Source organism: Pseudarthrobacter sulfonivorans (assembly GCF_014712225.1).
GTDB classification, from domain to species: domain Bacteria; phylum Actinomycetota; class Actinomycetes; order Actinomycetales; family Micrococcaceae; genus Arthrobacter; species Arthrobacter sulfonivorans.
Genome location: NZ_JACXBW010000002.1, coordinates 13,553 through 31,208, shown reverse-complemented (window position 1 = coordinate 31,208; position 17,656 = coordinate 13,553). Strand labels below are relative to the sequence as shown.

Annotated in this window: 17 protein-coding genes; 12 read left to right on the top strand and 5 right to left on the bottom strand. The window is 64.9% G+C overall.

All coding sequences use genetic code 11. From position 1 onward, the window contains the following. Positions 1 to 54: 54 nt before the first annotated feature. The 5 genes from IAQ70_RS02455 (at position 55) to IAQ70_RS02435 (ending at position 5,016) form a co-directional block, all read left to right on the top strand. Positions 55 to 1,062: a branched-chain amino acid ABC transporter permease gene (locus tag IAQ70_RS02455; protein WP_190987729.1), complete on the top strand. Its 1,008-nt coding sequence runs from the start codon at positions 55 to 57 to the stop codon at positions 1,060 to 1,062. Beyond that, positions 1,059 to 2,312 (top strand): branched-chain amino acid ABC transporter permease, encoded by a 1,254-nt coding sequence (locus tag IAQ70_RS02450; RefSeq protein WP_223858725.1) that lies wholly within the window; start codon positions 1,059 to 1,061, stop codon positions 2,310 to 2,312. The genes IAQ70_RS02455 and IAQ70_RS02450 overlap by 4 nt, the downstream gene beginning before the upstream one ends. Next, complete coding sequence (locus tag IAQ70_RS02445; RefSeq protein ID WP_407682553.1) at positions 2,309 to 3,244, top strand: ABC transporter ATP-binding protein; 936 nt, start codon at positions 2,309 to 2,311, stop codon at positions 3,242 to 3,244. The genes IAQ70_RS02450 and IAQ70_RS02445 overlap by 4 nt, the downstream gene beginning before the upstream one ends. Next, entirely contained in the window at positions 3,231 to 3,944 is a 714-nt protein-coding gene (locus IAQ70_RS02440) for an ABC transporter ATP-binding protein (protein ID WP_190987728.1), read from the top strand. Before IAQ70_RS02445 ends, IAQ70_RS02440 begins: the two co-directional genes overlap by 14 nt. A 142-nt stretch (positions 3,945 to 4,086) precedes the next feature. Next, positions 4,087 to 5,016 (top strand): Bax inhibitor-1/YccA family protein, encoded by a 930-nt coding sequence (locus IAQ70_RS02435; RefSeq protein ID WP_190987727.1) that lies wholly within the window; start codon positions 4,087 to 4,089, stop codon positions 5,014 to 5,016. A gap of 113 nt (positions 5,017 to 5,129) precedes the next feature. Here IAQ70_RS02435 and galK read toward each other — a convergent pair whose 3' ends face one another. Together galK and galT are read right to left on the bottom strand one after the other, a co-directional pair. Further along, the gene (gene galK, locus IAQ70_RS02430; protein ID WP_190987726.1) at positions 5,130 to 6,317 is read right to left on the bottom strand and encodes a galactokinase; all 1,188 of its coding nucleotides are present in this window, start codon (positions 6,315 to 6,317) and stop codon (positions 5,130 to 5,132) included. Then, on the bottom strand, positions 6,314 to 7,477 hold the full coding sequence (galT, locus tag IAQ70_RS02425; protein WP_190987725.1) for a galactose-1-phosphate uridylyltransferase: 1,164 nt from the start codon (positions 7,475 to 7,477) through the stop codon (positions 6,314 to 6,316). The genes galK and galT overlap by 4 nt, the downstream gene beginning before the upstream one ends. Positions 7,478 to 7,608: 131 nt before the next feature. Between galT and IAQ70_RS02420 the strand changes: the two genes are divergently transcribed. Genes IAQ70_RS02420 through IAQ70_RS02405 form a run of 4 tightly spaced genes read left to right on the top strand, consistent with a single transcriptional unit; the run spans position 7,609 to position 11,834 of the window. Then, positions 7,609 to 8,568 carry an aldose 1-epimerase family protein gene (locus tag IAQ70_RS02420; RefSeq protein ID WP_190987724.1) on the top strand — a complete coding sequence of 320 codons (960 nt, stop codon included), beginning with the start codon at positions 7,609 to 7,611 and terminating at the stop codon, positions 8,566 to 8,568. Positions 8,569 to 8,608: 40 nt separating this feature from the next. After that, the gene (locus IAQ70_RS02415) at positions 8,609 to 9,922 is read left to right on the top strand and encodes an AI-2E family transporter (protein WP_190987723.1); all 1,314 of its coding nucleotides are present in this window, start codon (positions 8,609 to 8,611) and stop codon (positions 9,920 to 9,922) included. Between the two features lie 47 nt (positions 9,923 to 9,969). Next, a complete protein-coding gene (ilvA, locus tag IAQ70_RS02410; protein WP_190987722.1) occupies positions 9,970 to 11,208 on the top strand; it encodes a threonine ammonia-lyase in 1,239 nt (412 codons plus the stop codon). An 8-nt stretch (positions 11,209 to 11,216) separates the two neighbouring features. After that, on the top strand, positions 11,217 to 11,834 hold the full coding sequence (locus tag IAQ70_RS02405; protein WP_190987721.1) for a rhomboid family intramembrane serine protease: 618 nt from the start codon (positions 11,217 to 11,219) through the stop codon (positions 11,832 to 11,834). A 34-nt stretch (positions 11,835 to 11,868) separates the two neighbouring features. Here the strand turns inward: IAQ70_RS02405 and greA are convergent, their stop codons facing one another. Further along, on the bottom strand, positions 11,869 to 12,363 hold the full coding sequence (gene greA / locus IAQ70_RS02400; RefSeq protein ID WP_190987720.1) for a transcription elongation factor GreA: 495 nt from the start codon (positions 12,361 to 12,363) through the stop codon (positions 11,869 to 11,871). Positions 12,364 to 12,515: 152 nt separating this feature from the next. Continuing rightward, positions 12,516 to 12,974, bottom strand: coding sequence for a DUF4307 domain-containing protein (locus tag IAQ70_RS02395; RefSeq protein WP_190987719.1), 459 nt, complete (start codon positions 12,972 to 12,974; stop codon positions 12,516 to 12,518). 180 nt (positions 12,975 to 13,154) lie between these two features. Between IAQ70_RS02395 and mca the strand changes: the two genes are divergently transcribed. The 3 genes from mca to IAQ70_RS02380 all read left to right on the top strand — a co-directional run bounded on the left by mca (position 13,155) and on the right by IAQ70_RS02380 (position 16,809). Then, positions 13,155 to 14,060, top strand: a complete 906-nt coding sequence (mca, locus tag IAQ70_RS02390; protein WP_190987718.1) for a mycothiol conjugate amidase Mca — start codon at positions 13,155 to 13,157, stop codon at positions 14,058 to 14,060. A 114-nt stretch (positions 14,061 to 14,174) separates the two neighbouring features. Next, positions 14,175 to 14,498: a hypothetical protein gene (locus tag IAQ70_RS02385; protein WP_317983558.1), complete on the top strand. Its 324-nt coding sequence runs from the start codon at positions 14,175 to 14,177 to the stop codon at positions 14,496 to 14,498. 85 nt (positions 14,499 to 14,583) lie between these two features. Further along, positions 14,584 to 16,809, top strand: coding sequence for a thioredoxin domain-containing protein (locus IAQ70_RS02380; RefSeq protein ID WP_190987717.1), 2,226 nt, complete (start codon positions 14,584 to 14,586; stop codon positions 16,807 to 16,809). On the opposite strand, the gene trhA is transcribed toward IAQ70_RS02380, so the two are convergent. Continuing rightward, positions 16,802 to 17,521, bottom strand: a complete 720-nt coding sequence (gene trhA / locus IAQ70_RS02375) for a PAQR family membrane homeostasis protein TrhA (RefSeq protein ID WP_190987716.1) — start codon at positions 17,519 to 17,521, stop codon at positions 16,802 to 16,804. The two genes, IAQ70_RS02380 and trhA, sit on opposite strands and share 8 nt — an antisense overlap. Positions 17,522 to 17,656: the final 135 nt, after the last annotated feature.

Below are 17,656 nucleotides of genomic sequence, written 5' to 3'. Positions count from 1 at the left end.
AGCGATTGCCGACCTCACAGCCCTTTCCTGACCCAGCGCCTGACAGGAAGTCCCATGCTGCCACTGCTCGTCCATTTACCGCCGATGGAAAATGACTGGATTTCCTTCGACGTCCCATCCCTTATGGAAAATTTCTGGAGCGCAACGTTCGACGGCCTGACCTTCGGTGCCATCTATGCGCTGGTCGCCCTTGGCTACACCCTTGTCTACGGTGTGCTGAACCTGATCAACTTTGCCCACTCAGAAGTATTCATCGTCGGCTGTTACGCAGTCTTCTTCACTCTGAGCAACTTGGGTTTTGGCCCTTCAGCCCCGCGGCTGGACATCTGGGCCATCATCCTGAACCTGCTGCTGGCGCTGGTGGTGGCGATGATTGCCTCCGCACTGACCGCTTTCGTCCTTGAGCGCGTGGCCTATAAGCCCCTTCGGAAGCGGAATGCGCCACGCCTCGTGTTCCTTATCACCGCCATCGGAGCCTCGTTCACCATCCAGTACCTGATCTACCTTTGGCGCGGCCCCAGCCCGGAACTGGCATTGACCATGTTCCGGCCCACCCCAATCTTTGATGTCTTCGGAACAATCGTGGATTCCCAGCAGCTGGTTATCATCATCGCCGCCGTCATTATGATGGTGGGCACAGAACGCTTCATCCGGAAGTCCCGCACCGGGCGCGGTATCCGCGCGGTGGCCCAGGACCCGGACACGGCCACGCTGATGGGTGTCAATAAGGAACGCATCATCATCACCACGTTTGTCATCGGCGGTCTGCTTGCCGGTGCTGCAGCACTTTTCTACGTTATGAAGATTCCGTCGGGCGTCCAGTACAGCGGCGGTTTTGTGCTGGGTATCAAGGCGTTTGCTGCCGCGGTGCTCGGCGGTATCGGCAACGTCAGGGGCGCACTCCTGGGCGGCCTGCTCCTGGGACTCATCGGCAACTATGGGCAGATCCTGCTCGGAAACTCCCAGTGGACCGACGTGGTTGCGTTCGTTGTCCTGGTGCTGGTCCTCCTCCTGCGGCCGCAGGGAATTCTCGGCAGTGCCCTGGGAAGGAGCAAAGCATGAGCATGACAGATGGACCCACTCCGCTTCCGGAAGCGGCAGCGGCGCAGGCGGCCGCGGACCGCGAAGCCGTAGCAGCCGGACCCGGAAGCAGCGTAACGCCCGAAAGGAGGGGCCGGCCCGGCATCTTTGGTGCCTGGGGTGAAAAATGGAACGCACTCCCGCGGCAACAGCAATGGGCATTTCTGATTGTTGTCGTGATCCTGGCCTACATGCTGCCGCTGATCAATCCGCCGATCATTACCACCGAGCCGGGCAACAATTTCGCCCTCGCCTGCTTCGACATGGCGCGCTTCGCGCTGATCGCCGTCGGACTGAACGTGGTGGTGGGCTATGCGGGCCTGCTGGACCTCGGGTACGTGGCCTTCTTCGCCGTCGGCTCCTATTGCGCGGCGATGCTGACAAGCCCTGATTCGCCCTTCCTGCACATCCCGTACTTGTGGACCATCCCGATTGCCATGGCTGTGACCATGTTCTTTGGCGTGGTGCTGGGCGTTCCAACGCTCCGGCTCCGCGGAGATTATCTGGCCATCGTCACCCTCGGGTTCGGGGAGATTGTTCGGATTCTTGCCACGATTATTCCGGCCATGAAAGGCCAGGTGGGTTTTCAGAATGTGGGGCATCCGCCCGGAACAGAAGCGGATGGTACCCCGATCTTCTCGAATTCCAACGGCGTTCCCTGGTACTGGCTCACACTGACCATCATTATTATCATCACGCTCCTGGTGGGCAACCTCGAACGCAGCCGCGTGGGCCGCGCCTGGATTGCCATCCGTGAGGACGAAGACGCCGCTGAGATCATGGGCGTGCCGACCTTCAAGTACAAGGTATGGGCGTTCGCCATCGGGGCTGCCATTGGCGGCCTCTCAGGCGCCCTGTTTGCGGGGCAGGTCGGCTTCGTGAACAACCAGAAGTTCGATGTCACCACCTCCATCCTGTTCCTGGCGGCCGTGGTGCTCGGCGGGGCGGGCAACAAGGTCGGAGCCATCATCGGCGGTGCCTTGGTGAGTTACATTCCGCTGCGGTTCACGGCCATCGCCGAATACAAGTACCTCATCTTTGGCATCGCCCTGGTGCTGATCATGATTTTCCGCTCCCAGGGCCTCTTCCCGGCGCGTCAGCGGCTGCTTGCCTACGGGCGGACGGCTTATCAAAGGGTTGCGAAAAAGGACGGTGCCAGCCTGCCGTCAAACGGAAAGCCACCCACTGGGCTGCGGCCTGACCGGGACCGGGAGAAAGGAATCCAGGCATGAGCGAGGACAACAGGTTGCCTGCCGGGGAACAGGACACAGCGGAGCCGGCAGTACCTCCCCCAGCCGGACCCGACGTCGATGCACTGGCTGAGGCCGGAGTGGAGCCGGAGCTGGCCGAAATGGTTGCGCCGGACCGCGACATTGCGGCGAAGGTCGGTGAGAACATTGTTGAGGTCAAGGACCTCACCATCAAATTCGGCGGCCTCGTGGCGCTGGACAATATCAGCTTCAACATCAAGCGAGGCGAGATCCTTGGCCTGATCGGGCCTAACGGCGCCGGGAAGACCACCTGCTTCAATGCCATGACCGGGGTTTACAAGCCCACCAGCGGCCAAGTGGTGCTCGAAGGCCAGGTCCTTAATGGGTTGAAACAGCACAAGATCACCAGGCTGGGGCTGTCCCGCACTTTTCAGAACATTCGGCTCTTTGGCGAGATGACGGCCCTCGAAAATGTTGTGGTGGGCCTGGACGCCCGCCACCGGACCAGCGTCGGCGGAGCGTTGCTGAGGCTTCCCACGCACGTCCGTGAGGAGAAATCGGCCATTGTGCGGGGGATGGCCCTGCTGGACTTTGTGGGCATTGCAGATCACGCCCATTTCCTGTCCCGCCATCTGCCCTACGGCTATCAGCGCCGCTTGGAGATAGCACGGGCGTTGGCCACGGACCCGAAGGTGCTCTGCCTGGATGAGCCTGCGGCTGGTTTTAACCCGGCTGAGAAAGAGGACCTGATGGCCTTGATCCGCACCATCCGCGATGAAGGCTATACCGTTTTGCTCATTGAGCACGATATGAAGCTGGTCATGGGGGTGACGGACCGGATTGTTGTCCTGGAGTTCGGCAAGAAGATCGCCGACGGCCTGCCAAAAGCCATCCGAGAAGACCCGCGGGTTATTTCGGCCTACCTGGGGGAGCCCGAAGATGACGTTGCTTGAGGTGGAAGGAATTTCGGTCCACTACGGACGCATCCGGGCCATCCGGGACATGTCCTTCAGTGTGAACGAAGGGGAGGTTGTTTCGCTCATCGGCGCCAATGGGGCCGGCAAGACCACAACCATGAAGACGATATCCGGCATCCTGAACCCCTCGGTCGGCAAGATCACCTTCGCGGGGGAGGACATCACCAAAATGAAGGCCCACATCCGGGTAGTCCGGGGCATCTCACAGGCTCCCGAGGGCCGCGGGATCTTCCCTGGCATGACGGTCATGGAAAACCTGGACATGGGTACCTTCGGCAGGAAAAACAGGGCCGGAGTGCCGCAGGACCTTGAACGCGTGTTTGATCTGTTCCCTCGGCTGAAGGAAAGGATCAAGCAGTACGGCGGCACGATGTCCGGTGGCGAACAGCAAATGCTGGCCATCGGCCGGGCCCTGATGTCGGATCCGAAACTGCTCCTCCTTGACGAACCGTCCATGGGCCTGGCGCCGCAGTTCATCCGCCAGATCTTCAAGATCATCAAGGAGATCAACAAGCAGGGGACCACCGTGCTGATGGTCGAACAGAACGCCAACCAGGCCCTTGCCGGCGCCCACCGGGCGTTTGTTTTGGAGACGGGGGAGATCACCCACAGCGGCACCGGGAAGGAACTCTTGGCGAATCCTGCCATCAAGGAGGCCTACCTCGGAGTGGGCTGAGAACGCCGGCCAGCATCACAGTTGGGTTTCGGGGCCTTCGATAGGGGAACTTATTGGCGCGTGAGGGCGTAGATATTGGTAGCGTGGCTTATAGTTCACGCCTCAACCTATAACTTGACCCAAACCTTGGAGGACACCAGCAATGGCACTTGGCGGAAACCCGATCTTCAACGGAAAGAATTTCCGTGGAGCAACGCAGGCACCGCGTGTCCCGCAGGCGCCCTACGGACAGGCCCAGTACGGCCAGCAGCCATACGGACAGCAGTCGTATGGCCGCGCGCCCGGCCAGGTCATGGACGGGCAGGGCGGTTGGGGCCAGCAGCAGCCGATGACCAATGAGCAGCTGCAGCAGATGTACAACCAGCCGGCCGCGGGTCCTGCGGATACCGGCCGGATGACGTACGACGACGTCATCGTCAAGACCGCTGCCTGCCTCGGAGTAGTCGTTGCCGGCGCAGCTGTGACCCTGTTCGTCAGCATGGGCCTCGCGAGCATGCTGATGATTGTCGGTGCACTGGGCGGCTTCGTCCTGGCCCTGGTCAACACGTTCAAAAAGCAGCCGTCGCCGGCGCTGATCCTTGCTTACGCGGGGCTCGAAGGCCTGTTCCTCGGCGGCCTGACCCGCATTTTGGACCAGATGTATCCCGGTGTCGGCCTGCAGGCGGTCATCGGCACGCTGTCGGTCTTTGCGGTGACACTGGTCCTGTTCAAGAGCGGCAAGGTGCGTGCTACGCCGAAGGCCATGCGCTTCTTCATGATTGCGATCATCGGCTATGCCGTGTTCTCGCTGATCAACCTGGTGATGATGTGGACCGGTGCGGTGCAGGAACCCTTCGGCCTGCGGACCAGCGTTGAAATCTTCGGCATCCCGCTGGGTGTCTTCATCGGCCTGCTCGCCATCGGGCTGGCGGCGTTCTCCCTGATCATGGACTTCACGAGCATCGAGGCCGGCGTGCAGAGTGGCGCTCCGCAGCGCTTCTCCTGGACCGCAGCCTTTGGCCTGACGGTCACCCTGGTGTGGCTGTACGTGGAGATCATCCGCCTGCTCGCCATCCTGCGGGGCGACGACTAGCACCCAGGCGGCATCCGCCGTCGTACGAATCCAACAACAGGAGGGCTCCCGCCCGTGCAGCGCGCACGGGGCGGGAGCCCTCTTTTGTTGCTGCTGTCAGCCGTGCCCGTGAGCTACGAGATGCGCTTCGCGCCGGCGGCCGGGGTCACGGTGAATATCTCCGGAGCCGTGTAGCCGGCCCCGGAGAACGCGCGTTCGACGGCGGCGCGCACCTGCTGCTCAGCCGCCACCGGTGTGAGGGCGATGGCTGCCCCGCCGAACCCGCCGCCGGTCATCCGTGCGCCAATGGCCCCGTTGGTGCGCGCGGTGTCCACTGCAAGATCCAGTTCCGGGCAGGAGATTTCGAAGTCGTCCCGCATGGACACGTGGCTGGCGTCCAGCAGTTCCCCGATGGCGGCGGGGCCCTCGCTGCTGAGCAGTTCCACGGTCTGCAGGACGCGCTCGTCCTCAGTCACCACGTGGCGCACACGCCGGTAGGTGACCTCGTCCAGCAGTCTTGCGGCTTCTTCAAGGTCGTCCACCTGAACGTCCCGGAGCGCCTTGACGCCCAGCGCTGCGGCGCCCCGTTCGCAGGAAGCCCGGCGTGAGGCGTAGCCGCCGTCGGCATGGGAGTGGGACACCTTGGTGTCAATCACCAGCATGACAAGCCCGGCGGACTCGGCGTCGAAGGGAACCAGCTGGACGCGCTGGTCCCGGCAATCCAGAAACACGGCATGGCCTTTGGAACCGCGAAGCGACGCCGACTGGTCCATGATGCCTGTCGGGGCACCGACGAAGTCGTTTTCGGCGCGCTGCGTGGCGAGGACCATGTCCTCCGGTCCCAGCCCGGCTCCCGTCAGTTCGTTGAGGGCCGTAATGACGGCGCACTCGATGGCGTGTGAGGAGGACAGGCCGGCACCCAGCGGCACATCGGAATCGAGGAGCAGGTCCAGGCCGGGGACTGCGATGTCGCGCTGCTGCAGGGCCCAGATGACACCAAGCGGATACTTGGTCCAGCCCTTCGCTGAGCCTGGCGCCAAGGCGGCCAGATCGGCGGTCACCAGGCCGTGGTCGCCGTAGGTGGACAGGAGCCTGACCATGGAGTCCGGCCTGACTGCGACGGCGACGCGGGCAGTTTTGTTGATGGCGAACGGGAGCACAAAGCCTTCGTTGTAGTCGGTGTGTTCGCCGATCAGGTTAACGCGTCCCGGTGCCTGCCAGACGCCGTCGGGAAGCCTGCCGAACTCCCGCTCAAAGCGGGCGGCAAGTTCCGCCGCGCCGGGCGGCGCCGGTGTGGTCAGCGGGTCAGGGGCTGCGCTCACGCGTGTACTCCTTCGGGTTGGGCGGCCGGCGGGGAAGAGGGTGCCGCAGACTTCGGAACAGTGACGGCACGGAGCCGCTCCGCCACGCTTTCCGGTGTGGTGTCGTTGATGAACGCGCCCATGGCGGCCTCGGAGCCGGCGAGGTACTTGAGCTTGTCCGCTGCCCGGCGGGGGGAGGTCAGTTGCAGGTGCAGGTAGCCTGCCGGGCGCAGCACGTCGTCCAGGGGGGCCTGGTGCCAGGCCGAAATGTAGGGCGTCGGCGTCGGGTAGAAGGCGTCAAGCCTTTTAAGGAGGTCCAGGTAAACGTGCGCCAGTTCGTCCTTTTCCTCCCCGCTCAGGGCGGCAAGATCAGGTACCTGGCGGTGCGGGACAAGGTGGATTTCCAGCGGCCAGCGGGCAGCGAAGGGCACGTAGGCGCTGAAGTTCTCGCCTTCCATCACCATCCGGCTCCCGTCGTCGCGTTCCGCCCGCAGCAGCGACCCCGTGAGGGTCTGCCGGCCGTCGGATCCATCATAGAATTTCCGCGCTGCAACTCCGAGAGTCCCCGCCCGGGGGGTGACGTACGGGTAGGCGTAGATCTGGCCGTGCGGGTGGTGCAGGGTGACGCCGATATCCGCTCCCCGGTTCTCGAACGGAAACACCTGGCGGACCCCCGGGAGCTTGCTGAGGGCCTCGGTTCGGTGTGCCCAGGCTTCCACCACGGTGCGGGCACGGGCCTCGCTCAGCCCGCTGAATGATCCCGTGTGTTCGGGGGTGAACGACACCACTTCGCAGCGCCCGTAGGCGGGGCCCGTGGTTCCCCAGGCCGGAGCCTGCGGGATCTGCCCAACTGCAGGACCCAGCGAGGGGAAACGGTTTTCGAACACCACTACGTCGTAGTCGGGCGAGGGAATTTCCGAGGCATTGTTCGCGGTGGTGGGGCAGAGGGGGCACTGGTCGGCGGGCGGCAGGTGTGTTCGGGTCTGCCGATGGGCGGCAACGGCCACCCATTCATTGGTCAGCGCATCGAAGCGGATTTCTCCCGGCTCCGCGCGCCCGGGAAGCTCCCGTTGGTCGGGGGCTGTCTCCTGGGCGCGGGACGCGGCATGGCGGGACCCGGCGTCGTCGAAATAGATGAGCTCCCGGCCATCGGCGAGCCCGGTGCTGGTGATTCCTGTCATGGCTGAGGTCCTTTAGAGAGTGCGGCGTTGGATCAATCATGCCAACAATCCGCCCAAAAAGGAATATTTTCAAACAAAATATAACAAAGCGGTGATGGCAGGAGCCCTCAGCCCCCTGTACGGTGGTGCTCATGACTTCGAGTACAACCCCGGACGCCAGCGCCCCCTCCGGTTTTCAGTCTTACGCCACGGGACGTCAATACGAGATCCGGCGGGCCGATGCCCTGGCCGTGGTCACCGAACTGGCGGCCGGCCTCCGGCTCTACAGCCGGGCCGGTGTGCAGCTCACAGAGACGTACGGTGACGCCGAAATTTCTCCCGGCGCCGCCGGAATCACGCTCGCCCCCTGGGCCAACAGGGTGGCGGACGGGGTCTGGTACCTCGATGGAAAGAAGCAGCAGCTCGACATCACCGAGGTCTCGCGGAACAACGCCAGTCACGGGCTGCTCCGCAACGCCGCCTACAACCTGGTTGACGAGTCACAGTATTCGGTGACCCTTGAGGCGACGGTGTTTCCCCAGCACGGGTACCCGTTCCTGGTGCGCCACCGGGTGCAGTACCTTCTGGCGGAGGATCTGGGCCTGGAGGTGCGTCAGACCCTGATCAACGACTCCAACGCCCCTGCACCGTTCGTGCTGGGAGCCCACCCGTACCTGCGGCTCGGTGACGCGGACGTGGACAACCTGGTCCTGACTGTGGCTGCTGACACCAGCCTGGTGGCTGACGAGCGGCTGATTCCGCGCAGCTCGGAGCCCGTCAGCGGGGACTGCGACTTTCGCGGCGGCCAGCGCATCGGGGACCTTGATATCGATGTGGCACTGACCGACCTCACGTTCGACGGCGGCGCGGCCCGCCACACGCTCGCCGCGCCGGACGGCCGCAGGGTGACGTTGTGGCAGGACGAATCCTGCGGTTATGTCCACGTGTTCGTGACAACCCAACTGCCAGGCCGGCCCAGGGCGGTGGCCATCGAACCCATGACCGGTCCCGCGAACGCCTTCAATTCAGGTGACGGGCTGCGCTGGCTCCCGCCGGGAGAGTCCTTCACCATGAGGTGGGGCATCGATGCCGTGTTGGGTGACCACGGGTAGTCGTTTCGCATAACGGCCGTAGCTGAGGAAGTATTAGGCTATGACGCCAGCCGAGGACGCCGCCCCATCCGCTTCGACTCCGGGCCGGCAGGCGCCGGACCTGGTCCGGCCTGCTGAAATGACCCGTCCGTCCCGCGTGCGGGCGGACCGTGAGCTGGACCAGGACATCCCGTACGGGGTCCGCATCGCAGCCTCGTGGGCCTGGCGGATCGGGCTCATCCTGGTGGTGGGTGGCGCCCTGATCTGGCTGCTGAGCCGGATCAGCTTCCTGATCATTCCCGTTATGGTGGCAGCGCTCCTGGCCGGACTGCTGAGTCCGGTGGTGCGCTGGTTGCGGAGCAGGCGGCTGCCAAACGGCGCCGCGGTAGCCGTCACAGTACTCGGATTCATCGGCCTGATCGCTGGCGCCCTCGCCCTCGTCGGGCGCCAGCTGGTCTCAGGCTTCGGCGAACTCTGGTCCCAGGCGCTGGCCGGCGTGAAGCAGGTCCAGGACTGGCTGGCCGACGGACCGCTGCACCTGACGGCGGACCAGATCGACCAGTACCTCAAGGAAGGCACCGCGGCCCTGCAGGACAACAGCAGCAGCATCCTCAGCGGGGCACTGTCCTTCGGCAGTACGGCAGGCCACTTCGCAGCCGGCCTGGTGCTGGCCCTTTTCATCCTGATCTTCTTCCTGCTTGAGGGCGACAGGATCTGGGCCTTCATCGTCCGGCTGCTGCCGAAGAAGGCGCGAGCCGCTGCGTTCGGCGCCGGGCGCAAGGGCTGGGCGTCCATGGTCAGCTACGCACGGATCCAGATGTTTGTCGCTTTCGTTGATGCGGTGGGTATCGGCGTGGGAGCGGCGATCATCGGGGTTCCGCTGGCCCTGCCGCTCAGCGTGCTCGTGTTCATCGGTTCGTTCATTCCGGTGGTAGGTGCACTGGTGACGGGCGCCATCGCCGTCCTCCTGGCGCTCGTGGCCAACGGGCCGATCAACGCCCTCATCATGCTGGCCATCGTGCTCTTGGTCCAGCAGTTGGAGAGCCATATCCTGCAACCGCTGGTGATGGGCAAGGCCGTATCCCTGCATCCGGTGGCGGTCATCCTCAGCGTGGCGGCAGGATCGTACCTGGCAGGTATTCCCGGGGCGCTGTTCTCGGTGCCCATTCTCGCCGTAGCAAACTCCGCAATTCGCTACATCGCTGCCAGAACGTGGGAACATGAACAAGTGCTGGTAACCCCCGAAGGGCCAGTGACGCTTGGCCCGGACACTGATGACACCATCAGGGAAGTCCGGTTGCCGGGCGGCAGGTCCCTCCGTGGCAAGGATGCCGCAGCCAGCACAGACGCATCCCACCCGGAGGGCGAGGCCTGACCCGTCGGCCGGCCACCGGGGCCGAATCCACCCAAGGAGAACAGTCCGTGAACACCCTCGATACCCTTCCCGTCACGCTGGACGATGTCCTGGAGGCGCAGAAGCTGCTCGAGGGGATTATTACGCGGACACCGGTGGAATCGTCGCGGGCACTCGGCAGCATGGTGGGCGGTGAGGTTTTTTTCAAGTGCGAAAACCTGCAGCGGGCCGGATCCTTCAAGGTCCGCGGCGCCTACGTGCGGATGGCAAGGCTGTCCGCGGACGAGAAAAAGCGCGGTGTTGTGGCGGCGTCGGCTGGAAATCACGCCCAGGGCGTGGCGGTGGCCGCCAAAGCACTCGGCATTAAGGCCCGTATCTACATGCCGCTGGGCGTAGCGCTTCCCAAGTTGGCCGCCACCCGCAGCCACGGAGCCGAGGTGATACTCCACGGACACAACGTGGACGAAGCCCTCGCCGAGGCGCAGCGATATGCCGACGAATCCGGCATGGTTTTTGTGCACCCCTTCGACAACGTGGACGTAGTGTCCGGCCAGGGCACCGTGGGCCTGGAGATCCTGGAACAGATCCCCAACGTGGACACCATCCTGATGGGCGTAGGCGGCGGCGGGCTGCTGGCCGGCGTTGCCGTCGCCGTGAAGGCAAAGGCGCGGGAGCTCGGGCGTGAGATCCGCATCATCGGCGTCCAGGCCGAAAACGCAGCCGCTTATCCGCCGTCGCTCGCCGCAGACGCCCTGGTTCCGCTGAAGCGAGTTTCCACCATGGCTGATGGCATCGCTGTGGGCCGCCCCGGCCAGCTGCCGTTCAGCATCATCCGTGAGCTGGTGGATGATGTGGTCACCGTCAGCGAGGATTCGCTGGCGCGTGCGCTGATCTTCCTGCTGGAACGGGCCAAGCTGGTGGTGGAACCCGCCGGTGCCGTGGGGGTTGCAGCGCTGATGGACGGGAAGATTGAAAACCCCGGCACCACCGCCGTGATCCTGTCCGGCGGCAACATTGACCCGATGCTGATGCTCAAGGTCATCCAGCGCGGTTTGTCCGCCGCCGGCCGCTACATGACGGTGCGGATGATGCTCGATGACCGCCCGGGCTCGCTGGCAACCATCGCCCGGATCATTGCCGAAAACGACGCCAACGTGACCGGGCTGGACCACACGCGCGTTGGCGGGTCAATCAGCATGGGTGACGTCTCCATTACCGTCAACCTCGAAACCAAGGGTCACGAACATTGCGAACAGGTCCTGGGCGCCCTCCGCGCCGAGGGTTTTCAGCCGATTGTCGTGCATTAGGAGCAGCCATGCTGGATGCGATTGGGGACGGACGGCCACGGAGCAGGGAAACCACGGCTTCGCGCGCCAAGGGCGGCCTGCTGGTTTCGGGCGGCTTTGTGGTCCTGCTCTTCGTCATTGAAGTGGTCAACATGCTGACCCTCCACGCCCTGAACCGGACGTTCGGGCTGAGGCCAAGGTCTCTGGACGGGCTCCTGGACATCTTCACCTTCCCGCTTCTTCACGCCAACATGAACCATCTGCTGTCCAACGCCCTTCCGCTGGTCATTTTCGGGTTCCTGGTTTTCCTTTCGGGTTTGCGGGTGTTCCTGACGGCGCTGGCGCTCAGCTGGCTGGGTTCCGGGCTGACCGTCTGGCTGATTGGCGACGGCGGCATCACCGTGGGCGCCTCCGGCCTGGTCTTCGGATTGTTCGCCTTCCTCCTGGTGCGTGGTTTCTTCAACCACAGTTGGCGGCAGATCCTCCTGGCCGTGGTCCTTTTTATGGTCTACGGAGGCATCCTGCTGGGTGTGCTACCGATCATGGGCGGCTTCATCGCCTGGCAGGCACACCTCGGCGGGGCCGCCGGTGGAGTAGCCGCTGGCCTGTTGCTGCGCCCCGGGCACACCAAAACGCCGGCCCCCTGACGGGGGCCGGCGTTGACGTTGAGGCTAGAGAGCCTCAGCCTGTGTACGGCTTGGCCGAGATGATCTCCACCGTGATGTCCTTGCCGTTCGGCGCGGTATAGCTGAGCGTCTCGCCCTCTTTGTGGCCGACTATTGCGGCGCCGAGCGGTGACTTCTCGCTGAAGACGTCCAGGTCCGAGTCACCGGCGATCTCGCGGGAGCCCAGCAGGAACGTTTCCTCGTCGCCAGCGATCTTGGCCACAACCAGCATGCCGGGCTCAACAATGCCGTCATCGGCCGGGGCTTCTCCAACGTGGGCGTCGCGCAGAAGCGCCGTCAGCTGCCGGATCCGGGCTTCAATCTTTCCCTGTTCCTCTTTGGCTGCGTGGTAGCCGCCGTTTTCCTTGAGGTCGCCCTCCTGCCGGGCAGATTCAATCTTCTGGACAATCTCCGCACGGCCAGCGCCGGAAAGGTGGTCCAGCTCTGCCTTCAGGCGGTCAAAAGCTTCCTGGGTGAGCCAGGCTGCAGGCGCGCTGTTGGTGGTAGACACGGACTTCTCCTAATGGTCATACATGCAAAAGACCCCGCCACGGTGGCCACTTGTGGAACTCAGTAACCAGCTCAGCGGGGTAAAGGTATTGGTTCATTGTAGTCAAAACTGTGGAGATATCCCAACGGGGAAGCGGCGCAAATCACATGATATTACTTTCCGCTACCCGGAACCCAGCAGTTGTCCACCACTCCGGAAACGGAAAGCGATTCCGTCCGCACCGCCACGCGCTGCGCCGTTGTCCGGCCGCCGTCGGCCGTTTTGTCCGCTTCTCCCAGCGGGATGTCCACCACTTTCCAGCCCACAACGGCGAACTTGGAATCCAGGGCCTTTACAGCGCATTTAACGGCCGTGCCGGGTTCCCTGGTGACCTGGAAGTCGATCTCGGCCTGCGTGGCGTCAACAGTGCTGAAGCCGATGTCCTTGAAGGTCACGGCAGAGACTGCGTTGGACGTGGAGACCCACGCCATGAAAGCCACCCCGGCGGCAAGGGCTGCCACCGCGATGCCGCGCTTGGCCCCGCGCGGAAGCGTCCGCTTTTGGCCGCCATAACGATTGGCTAGGCTAGTGTCTGCAGGCGGGGACACTGCGGGCTGATCCTGGGTAGTCACCAGTCCAGTTTAGTTCGGATCCGGACCGTGCCCGTCCAAGGATCATGCAGCCGGTCCGTGCATGGCTCTGCGCCTGATTCAGTGCCGCAGCCGTCAACGTTCCGCAGACTGTTAAGCCAAGTGGCCGAAATGCCAGCACCAGAAGAATCCAGACCCAGAAGAATAAGGAGCCGTCCTTCGATGACAGCGTCCACCCAAAGCCCGGCTCCGCTCCGTCTGCTCGCCGTTCATGCGCACCCGGACGATGAGTCCAGCAAGGGCGCGGCCACCATGGCCATGTACGCGGCCGCCGGCGTGGACGTCATGGTGGCCACCTGCACGGACGGTTCCCGGGGCGATATCCAGAATCCTGCCGTGGAGGGTGCGCCACATCCCAAACGGGACATGGCCGGGGCGCGGCGGCTGGAGATGAACGAGGCGGCCAGGATCCTGGGCATCAAGCAGCGGTGGCTGGGGTTCATGGATTCGGGGTTGCCCGAGGGCGACCCGTTGCCGCCCTTGCCGGCCGGATCATTCGCGCTGCAGCCGTTGGAGCGCGCCGCAGCGCCCCTGGTGCGGCTGGTCCGGGACTTCAAGCCGCACGTCATCGTGAGCTATGACGAAAACGGGGGATACCCGCACCCCGACCACATCATGGCCCACCGGGTAGCCGTGGAAGCCTTTGCCGCTGCCGGTGACCCGGCCCGTTACCCGGGAACAGGCGCCGCCTGGGAGCCCAGCAAGCTCTACTACGACCGCGCCTTCAACCCCGCACGGTTCCGTGCTTTGCACTTTGCCCTTGAGGAAGCGGGCCTGCGCTCCCCGTACGCTGAGCGCCTTGCCGCCTGGCTCGAAGCCGACGCCGAGGGCCATACCCCGCCGCCGGGCGCCCATCCCACCACCACGCAGATTGATTGCGGCGACTACTTCGAGGCCCGCGACGACGCCCTCCGGGCGCACAGCACCCAGGTGGATCCCCTGGGGTTCTTCTTCGCTGTGTCCGCTGAGATGCAACGCCGGGTGTGGCCATGGGAAGACTACTCGCTGATCGAGTCCAGGGTTCCGGCCACCTTTCCGGAGAAGGACCTGTTCGCCGGGCTAAGATAGATGCGGCAGATTATTCTATGCCGTGTAGAAAAGCAGTGGGATGATCCGGGTCCAGCGGCCCCGGGTGCGGAAACCGTCGCCGGCTGCCCACCAGTTTCCATAGAAGGTTAAACCGTGCATCACTTGCTCCTTGCGTTGTCCACCACGCCTACGCCCCTTCCCACGCCAAGCCTGCGGGAAGGCATCTCCGAGGACCAGATCACTCCGGGCCTGTGGGGCTTCATCATGACGGCCTTTTTTGTCCTGGCCACCACGCTGCTGATTGTGGACATGGTCCGCCGCATCCGGCGGGTCCGATACCGGGGCCAGGTGGAAGAAGAACGCCTGGCGGCGGCCGAGGCTGCAGACATTGAAGCTGACGATGTCCGCCATCCGTTGGAGGACGACATCCAGAGCCAGGACGGCTCAGACACCAGCCAGCGCGGCCCGAAGGACTAGCCGCGCCCCCACCCTGCCCGGCACTACCTCCGTAGACTGGGACTGCCGGCAACATTCCCTGCAGTCAGTGAACGAAGGGGCACGGATGGACAGCGAGAACCAAGGCCTTCCCACTGAGGGGAGCGTGCCCGCCGCCAATGCCCTGGGCACTGAACCTTCCGCGTATCTGCGCCAGCACGCGGACAACCCGGTCCACTGGCAGCCGTTCGGTGCTGCTGCCTTCGCCGCCGCCGCAGCGCGGGATGTGCCCGTGTTCCTCTCGATCGGCTATGCGGCCTGCCACTGGTGCCACGTCATGGCGCATGAGTCGTTTGAGGACCGGGAAACCGCCGACTATCTGAACACGCACTTCGTAGCCATCAAGGTGGACCGGGAAGAGCGTCCCGACGTGGACGCCGTGTACATGGCCGCCACGCAGGCGATCAGCGGCGAGGGCGGCTGGCCGATGTCCGTCTTCCTCACTCCGGAAGGCCTTGCCTTCCATGCCGGAACCTACTTCCCGCCGCGGCCGATGCCGGGGCGGCCCTCCTTCCGGCAGGTCCTGGCAGCGGTCCAGGACGCGTGGCAGGAACGGCGCGACGCGGTGGAGCAGAACGCAACGTCACTGGCTCAAAGCCTGGGCGACGCGCAACTCTCGGCCGCCGTGACCGTGTCCGGACCGCCGCCCCTGCTTGACCCGGAGCTCCTTCCTGCCGCCGTGGCATCCCTGGCCCGCTCCGAGGACGTGGCCGACGGCGGCTTCGGCGCCGCCCCGAAATTCCCGCCGTCGGCCGTGCTGGAGTTCCTCATCAGGCACGCCGCGGTACCCTCGGACACCGCTGACGCCGCACGGGACATGGCGGGCCGGACGTTGGCGGCCATGGCGCGCTCGGCGTTGTTCGACCAGCTGGACGGTGGCTTTGCCCGGTACTCGGTGACCCGGGACTGGTCAGTCCCGCACTTTGAAAAGATGCTGTACGACAACGCCCAGCTGCTCCGCGAATACGTGCACTGGGTGCGCCTGGGCGGCAACGGGGTGCTCCCCGCCGAGGAAGCCGCGGACGTGGCCATACGTACCGCAGAATGGCTGCTGGAGTCCCTCGGACTCGGCTCGGTTGGCGGCGCAGGCGACGCCGGCTTCGCACTCGCTTCATCCCTCGACGCCGACTCCGTGGTGGACGGTGAACATCACGAAGGAGCCACCTACCTGTGGACGGTTGCGGGCCTGCAGGAGGTGCTTGGTGACGCCGACGGGGCCGCTGTTGCCCGCCTGATGAACGTCGGGCACGAAGGTACCGTCTCCCGGTACGGCTCGCCGTTGCACCCCGCACGGCGCCTGGACCGTGCAGAGGCGGAGTCTTGGGCCAGGGCCCGTCCCGCCCTGCTGACCGCCCGGAACCTGCGGCCCCAGCCCGCCCGGGATGACAAAGTGGTGGCCGGCTGGAACGGGCTCGCAGTCGCCGCGCTGGCCGAAGCCGGGGCGGTGCTGGGGCGGGCGGACTTTGTCGGCGCTGCCGGGTCCATCGCCGCCTACCTTGAACTCGTCCACTGGCAGCCGGATACTCGCACGCTGATCCGGGTCTCGCACGCCGGTACGGCCCGCGGGATGGATGGGCTGCTTGAGGACTACGCCTTTTGCGCAGAAGGGATGTTTGCCCTCTATGCCGCCACTGGCCGGACGCGCTGGTACCGCTTTGCCGAGCAGCTGGTGCAAACGGCCGGCAGCCGCTTCGTGGTGGCCGGCCGCCTGGTCGACACCGCCGGGGGAGACGGCCAGGTACGGGCAGCGCAGGGTGGCCAGGCGGGCCTGGACCCGTTCGATAACGCCACGCCAAGCGGCGCGGCGGCGTTCGCCGGCGTCCTGCTCAGCTACGCAGCGCTGTCCGGGTCCGCGGAGTCTCGTGCCTTGGCCTCGCAGGTCCTCGCGCTCCTGCCGCCGCTGGCAGGCCGGGCGCCGCGGGTGGCCGGCTGGCTCCTGGCGACCGCCCAGGCAGCCCTCGCAGGCCCCGTGGAGGCAGCCGTCGTCGGGCCGCCCAGTCGTGAAAGGACGGAACTGCACCGGGAGCTGCTCAAGTCAGCCAGTCCTGGGCTGGTGATCGCGGTGGAGGACGACGGCGGCGCGCAAGTTCCGCCGTCGGACGCTGCTTCCGGAGGGGAGGCCGTTCCTGCCGGAAGGGAGCCTGTCCCGCTGCTGGCGGGCAGGCCAGCCGGGCCAGGAGGATCCCCGCTGGCCTATCTGTGCCGGAACATGGTGTGTGAACGCCCTGTGGGTACGGCCGGGGGCCTTCGGGAGCGGCTCCAGCTGATGCTGGGTGCGGGGCCCGTCAGCTGAGGACGGCGATGAGGATTGCCGCGAAATGCGCGCCGAAGGCGAACACCGTCAGCGCGTGAAAGAGCTCGTGGAAGCCGAAATGCTGGTAGCTGAAGTTGGGCTTCTTGAGCGCATAGAACACGGCGCCGGTGATGTACAGGACGCCCCCCACGCAGATCAGGACGGCCGCCGGGACGCTGGCGGCGAAGAACTCCGGCAGATAAAACAGCGATCCGCAGCCGAGGGCGATGTAGATGGGCACGTACAGCCAGCGCGGGGCGCCGGTCCACAGGAGGCGGAACAGGACGCCAAGAATTGCGCCGGACCAGATGACCCAGAGCAGCAGGACAGCCTTGGGCTGCTCCAGCAAGGACCAGGCAAGCGGCGTGTAGCTGCCCGCGATGACCAGCATGATGTTGGTGTGGTCCAGCCGTTTGAGGACCATCTTGACGCGGGGGGACCAGTTTCCGCGGTGATAGACGGCGCTGACTCCGAAAAGCAGCACGCCCGTGGCGGCGTAGATGGCCGAGGTGATCTTACGGTCCGTTGTAGGGGCCACGGCCACCAGGATGATGCCTGCCACCAGCGCCAGCGGTGCCGCGACGGTGTGGATCCAGCCACGCCACCTCGGCTTGATCATCAGGAGTTCGGCCAGCCGGACCGCGGCGTCATCCACCGGGCTATGGCCGTCCGATCCGGGTGCGCGGCGGGCGTCGGGAGTCTGGCTGTTCATGCCTCCAGAATATCCTCCGGCGCCGTAAGCTACTCACCGGTAACCGAATTTGACCGCCCGGAGGGGTCCCGACGGCGCAAGCGCCCCGCCCGCGGACGGTAGCCTAGGATGTGCAATGCCGTCGAACAGTAACGG

Excerpts from the sequence above, each read along its gene's own strand:
- IAQ70_RS02435 (WP_190987727.1), top strand. The coding sequence starts at position 4,087 with ATGGCACTTGGCGGAAACCCGATCTTCAACGGAAAGAATTTCCGTGGA.
- mca (WP_190987718.1), top strand. The coding sequence starts at position 13,155 with ATGACAGCGTCCACCCAAAGCCCGGCTCCGCTCCGTCTGCTCGCCGTT.
- IAQ70_RS02445 (WP_407682553.1), top strand. The coding sequence starts at position 2,309 with ATGAGCGAGGACAACAGGTTGCCTGCCGGGGAACAGGACACAGCGGAG.
- IAQ70_RS02415 (WP_190987723.1), top strand. The coding sequence starts at position 8,609 with ATGACGCCAGCCGAGGACGCCGCCCCATCCGCTTCGACTCCGGGCCGG.
- trhA (WP_190987716.1), bottom strand. The coding sequence starts at position 17,521 with ATGAACAGCCAGACTCCCGACGCCCGCCGCGCACCCGGATCGGACGGC.
- IAQ70_RS02420 (WP_190987724.1), top strand. The coding sequence starts at position 7,609 with ATGACTTCGAGTACAACCCCGGACGCCAGCGCCCCCTCCGGTTTTCAG.
- IAQ70_RS02440 (WP_190987728.1), top strand. The coding sequence starts at position 3,231 with ATGACGTTGCTTGAGGTGGAAGGAATTTCGGTCCACTACGGACGCATC.
- galT (WP_190987725.1), bottom strand. The coding sequence starts at position 7,477 with ATGACAGGAATCACCAGCACCGGGCTCGCCGATGGCCGGGAGCTCATC.
- IAQ70_RS02455 (WP_190987729.1), top strand. The coding sequence starts at position 55 with ATGCTGCCACTGCTCGTCCATTTACCGCCGATGGAAAATGACTGGATT.
- IAQ70_RS02450 (WP_223858725.1), top strand. The coding sequence starts at position 1,059 with ATGAGCATGACAGATGGACCCACTCCGCTTCCGGAAGCGGCAGCGGCG.
- IAQ70_RS02405 (WP_190987721.1), top strand. The coding sequence starts at position 11,217 with ATGCTGGATGCGATTGGGGACGGACGGCCACGGAGCAGGGAAACCACG.
- IAQ70_RS02380 (WP_190987717.1), top strand. The coding sequence starts at position 14,584 with ATGGACAGCGAGAACCAAGGCCTTCCCACTGAGGGGAGCGTGCCCGCC.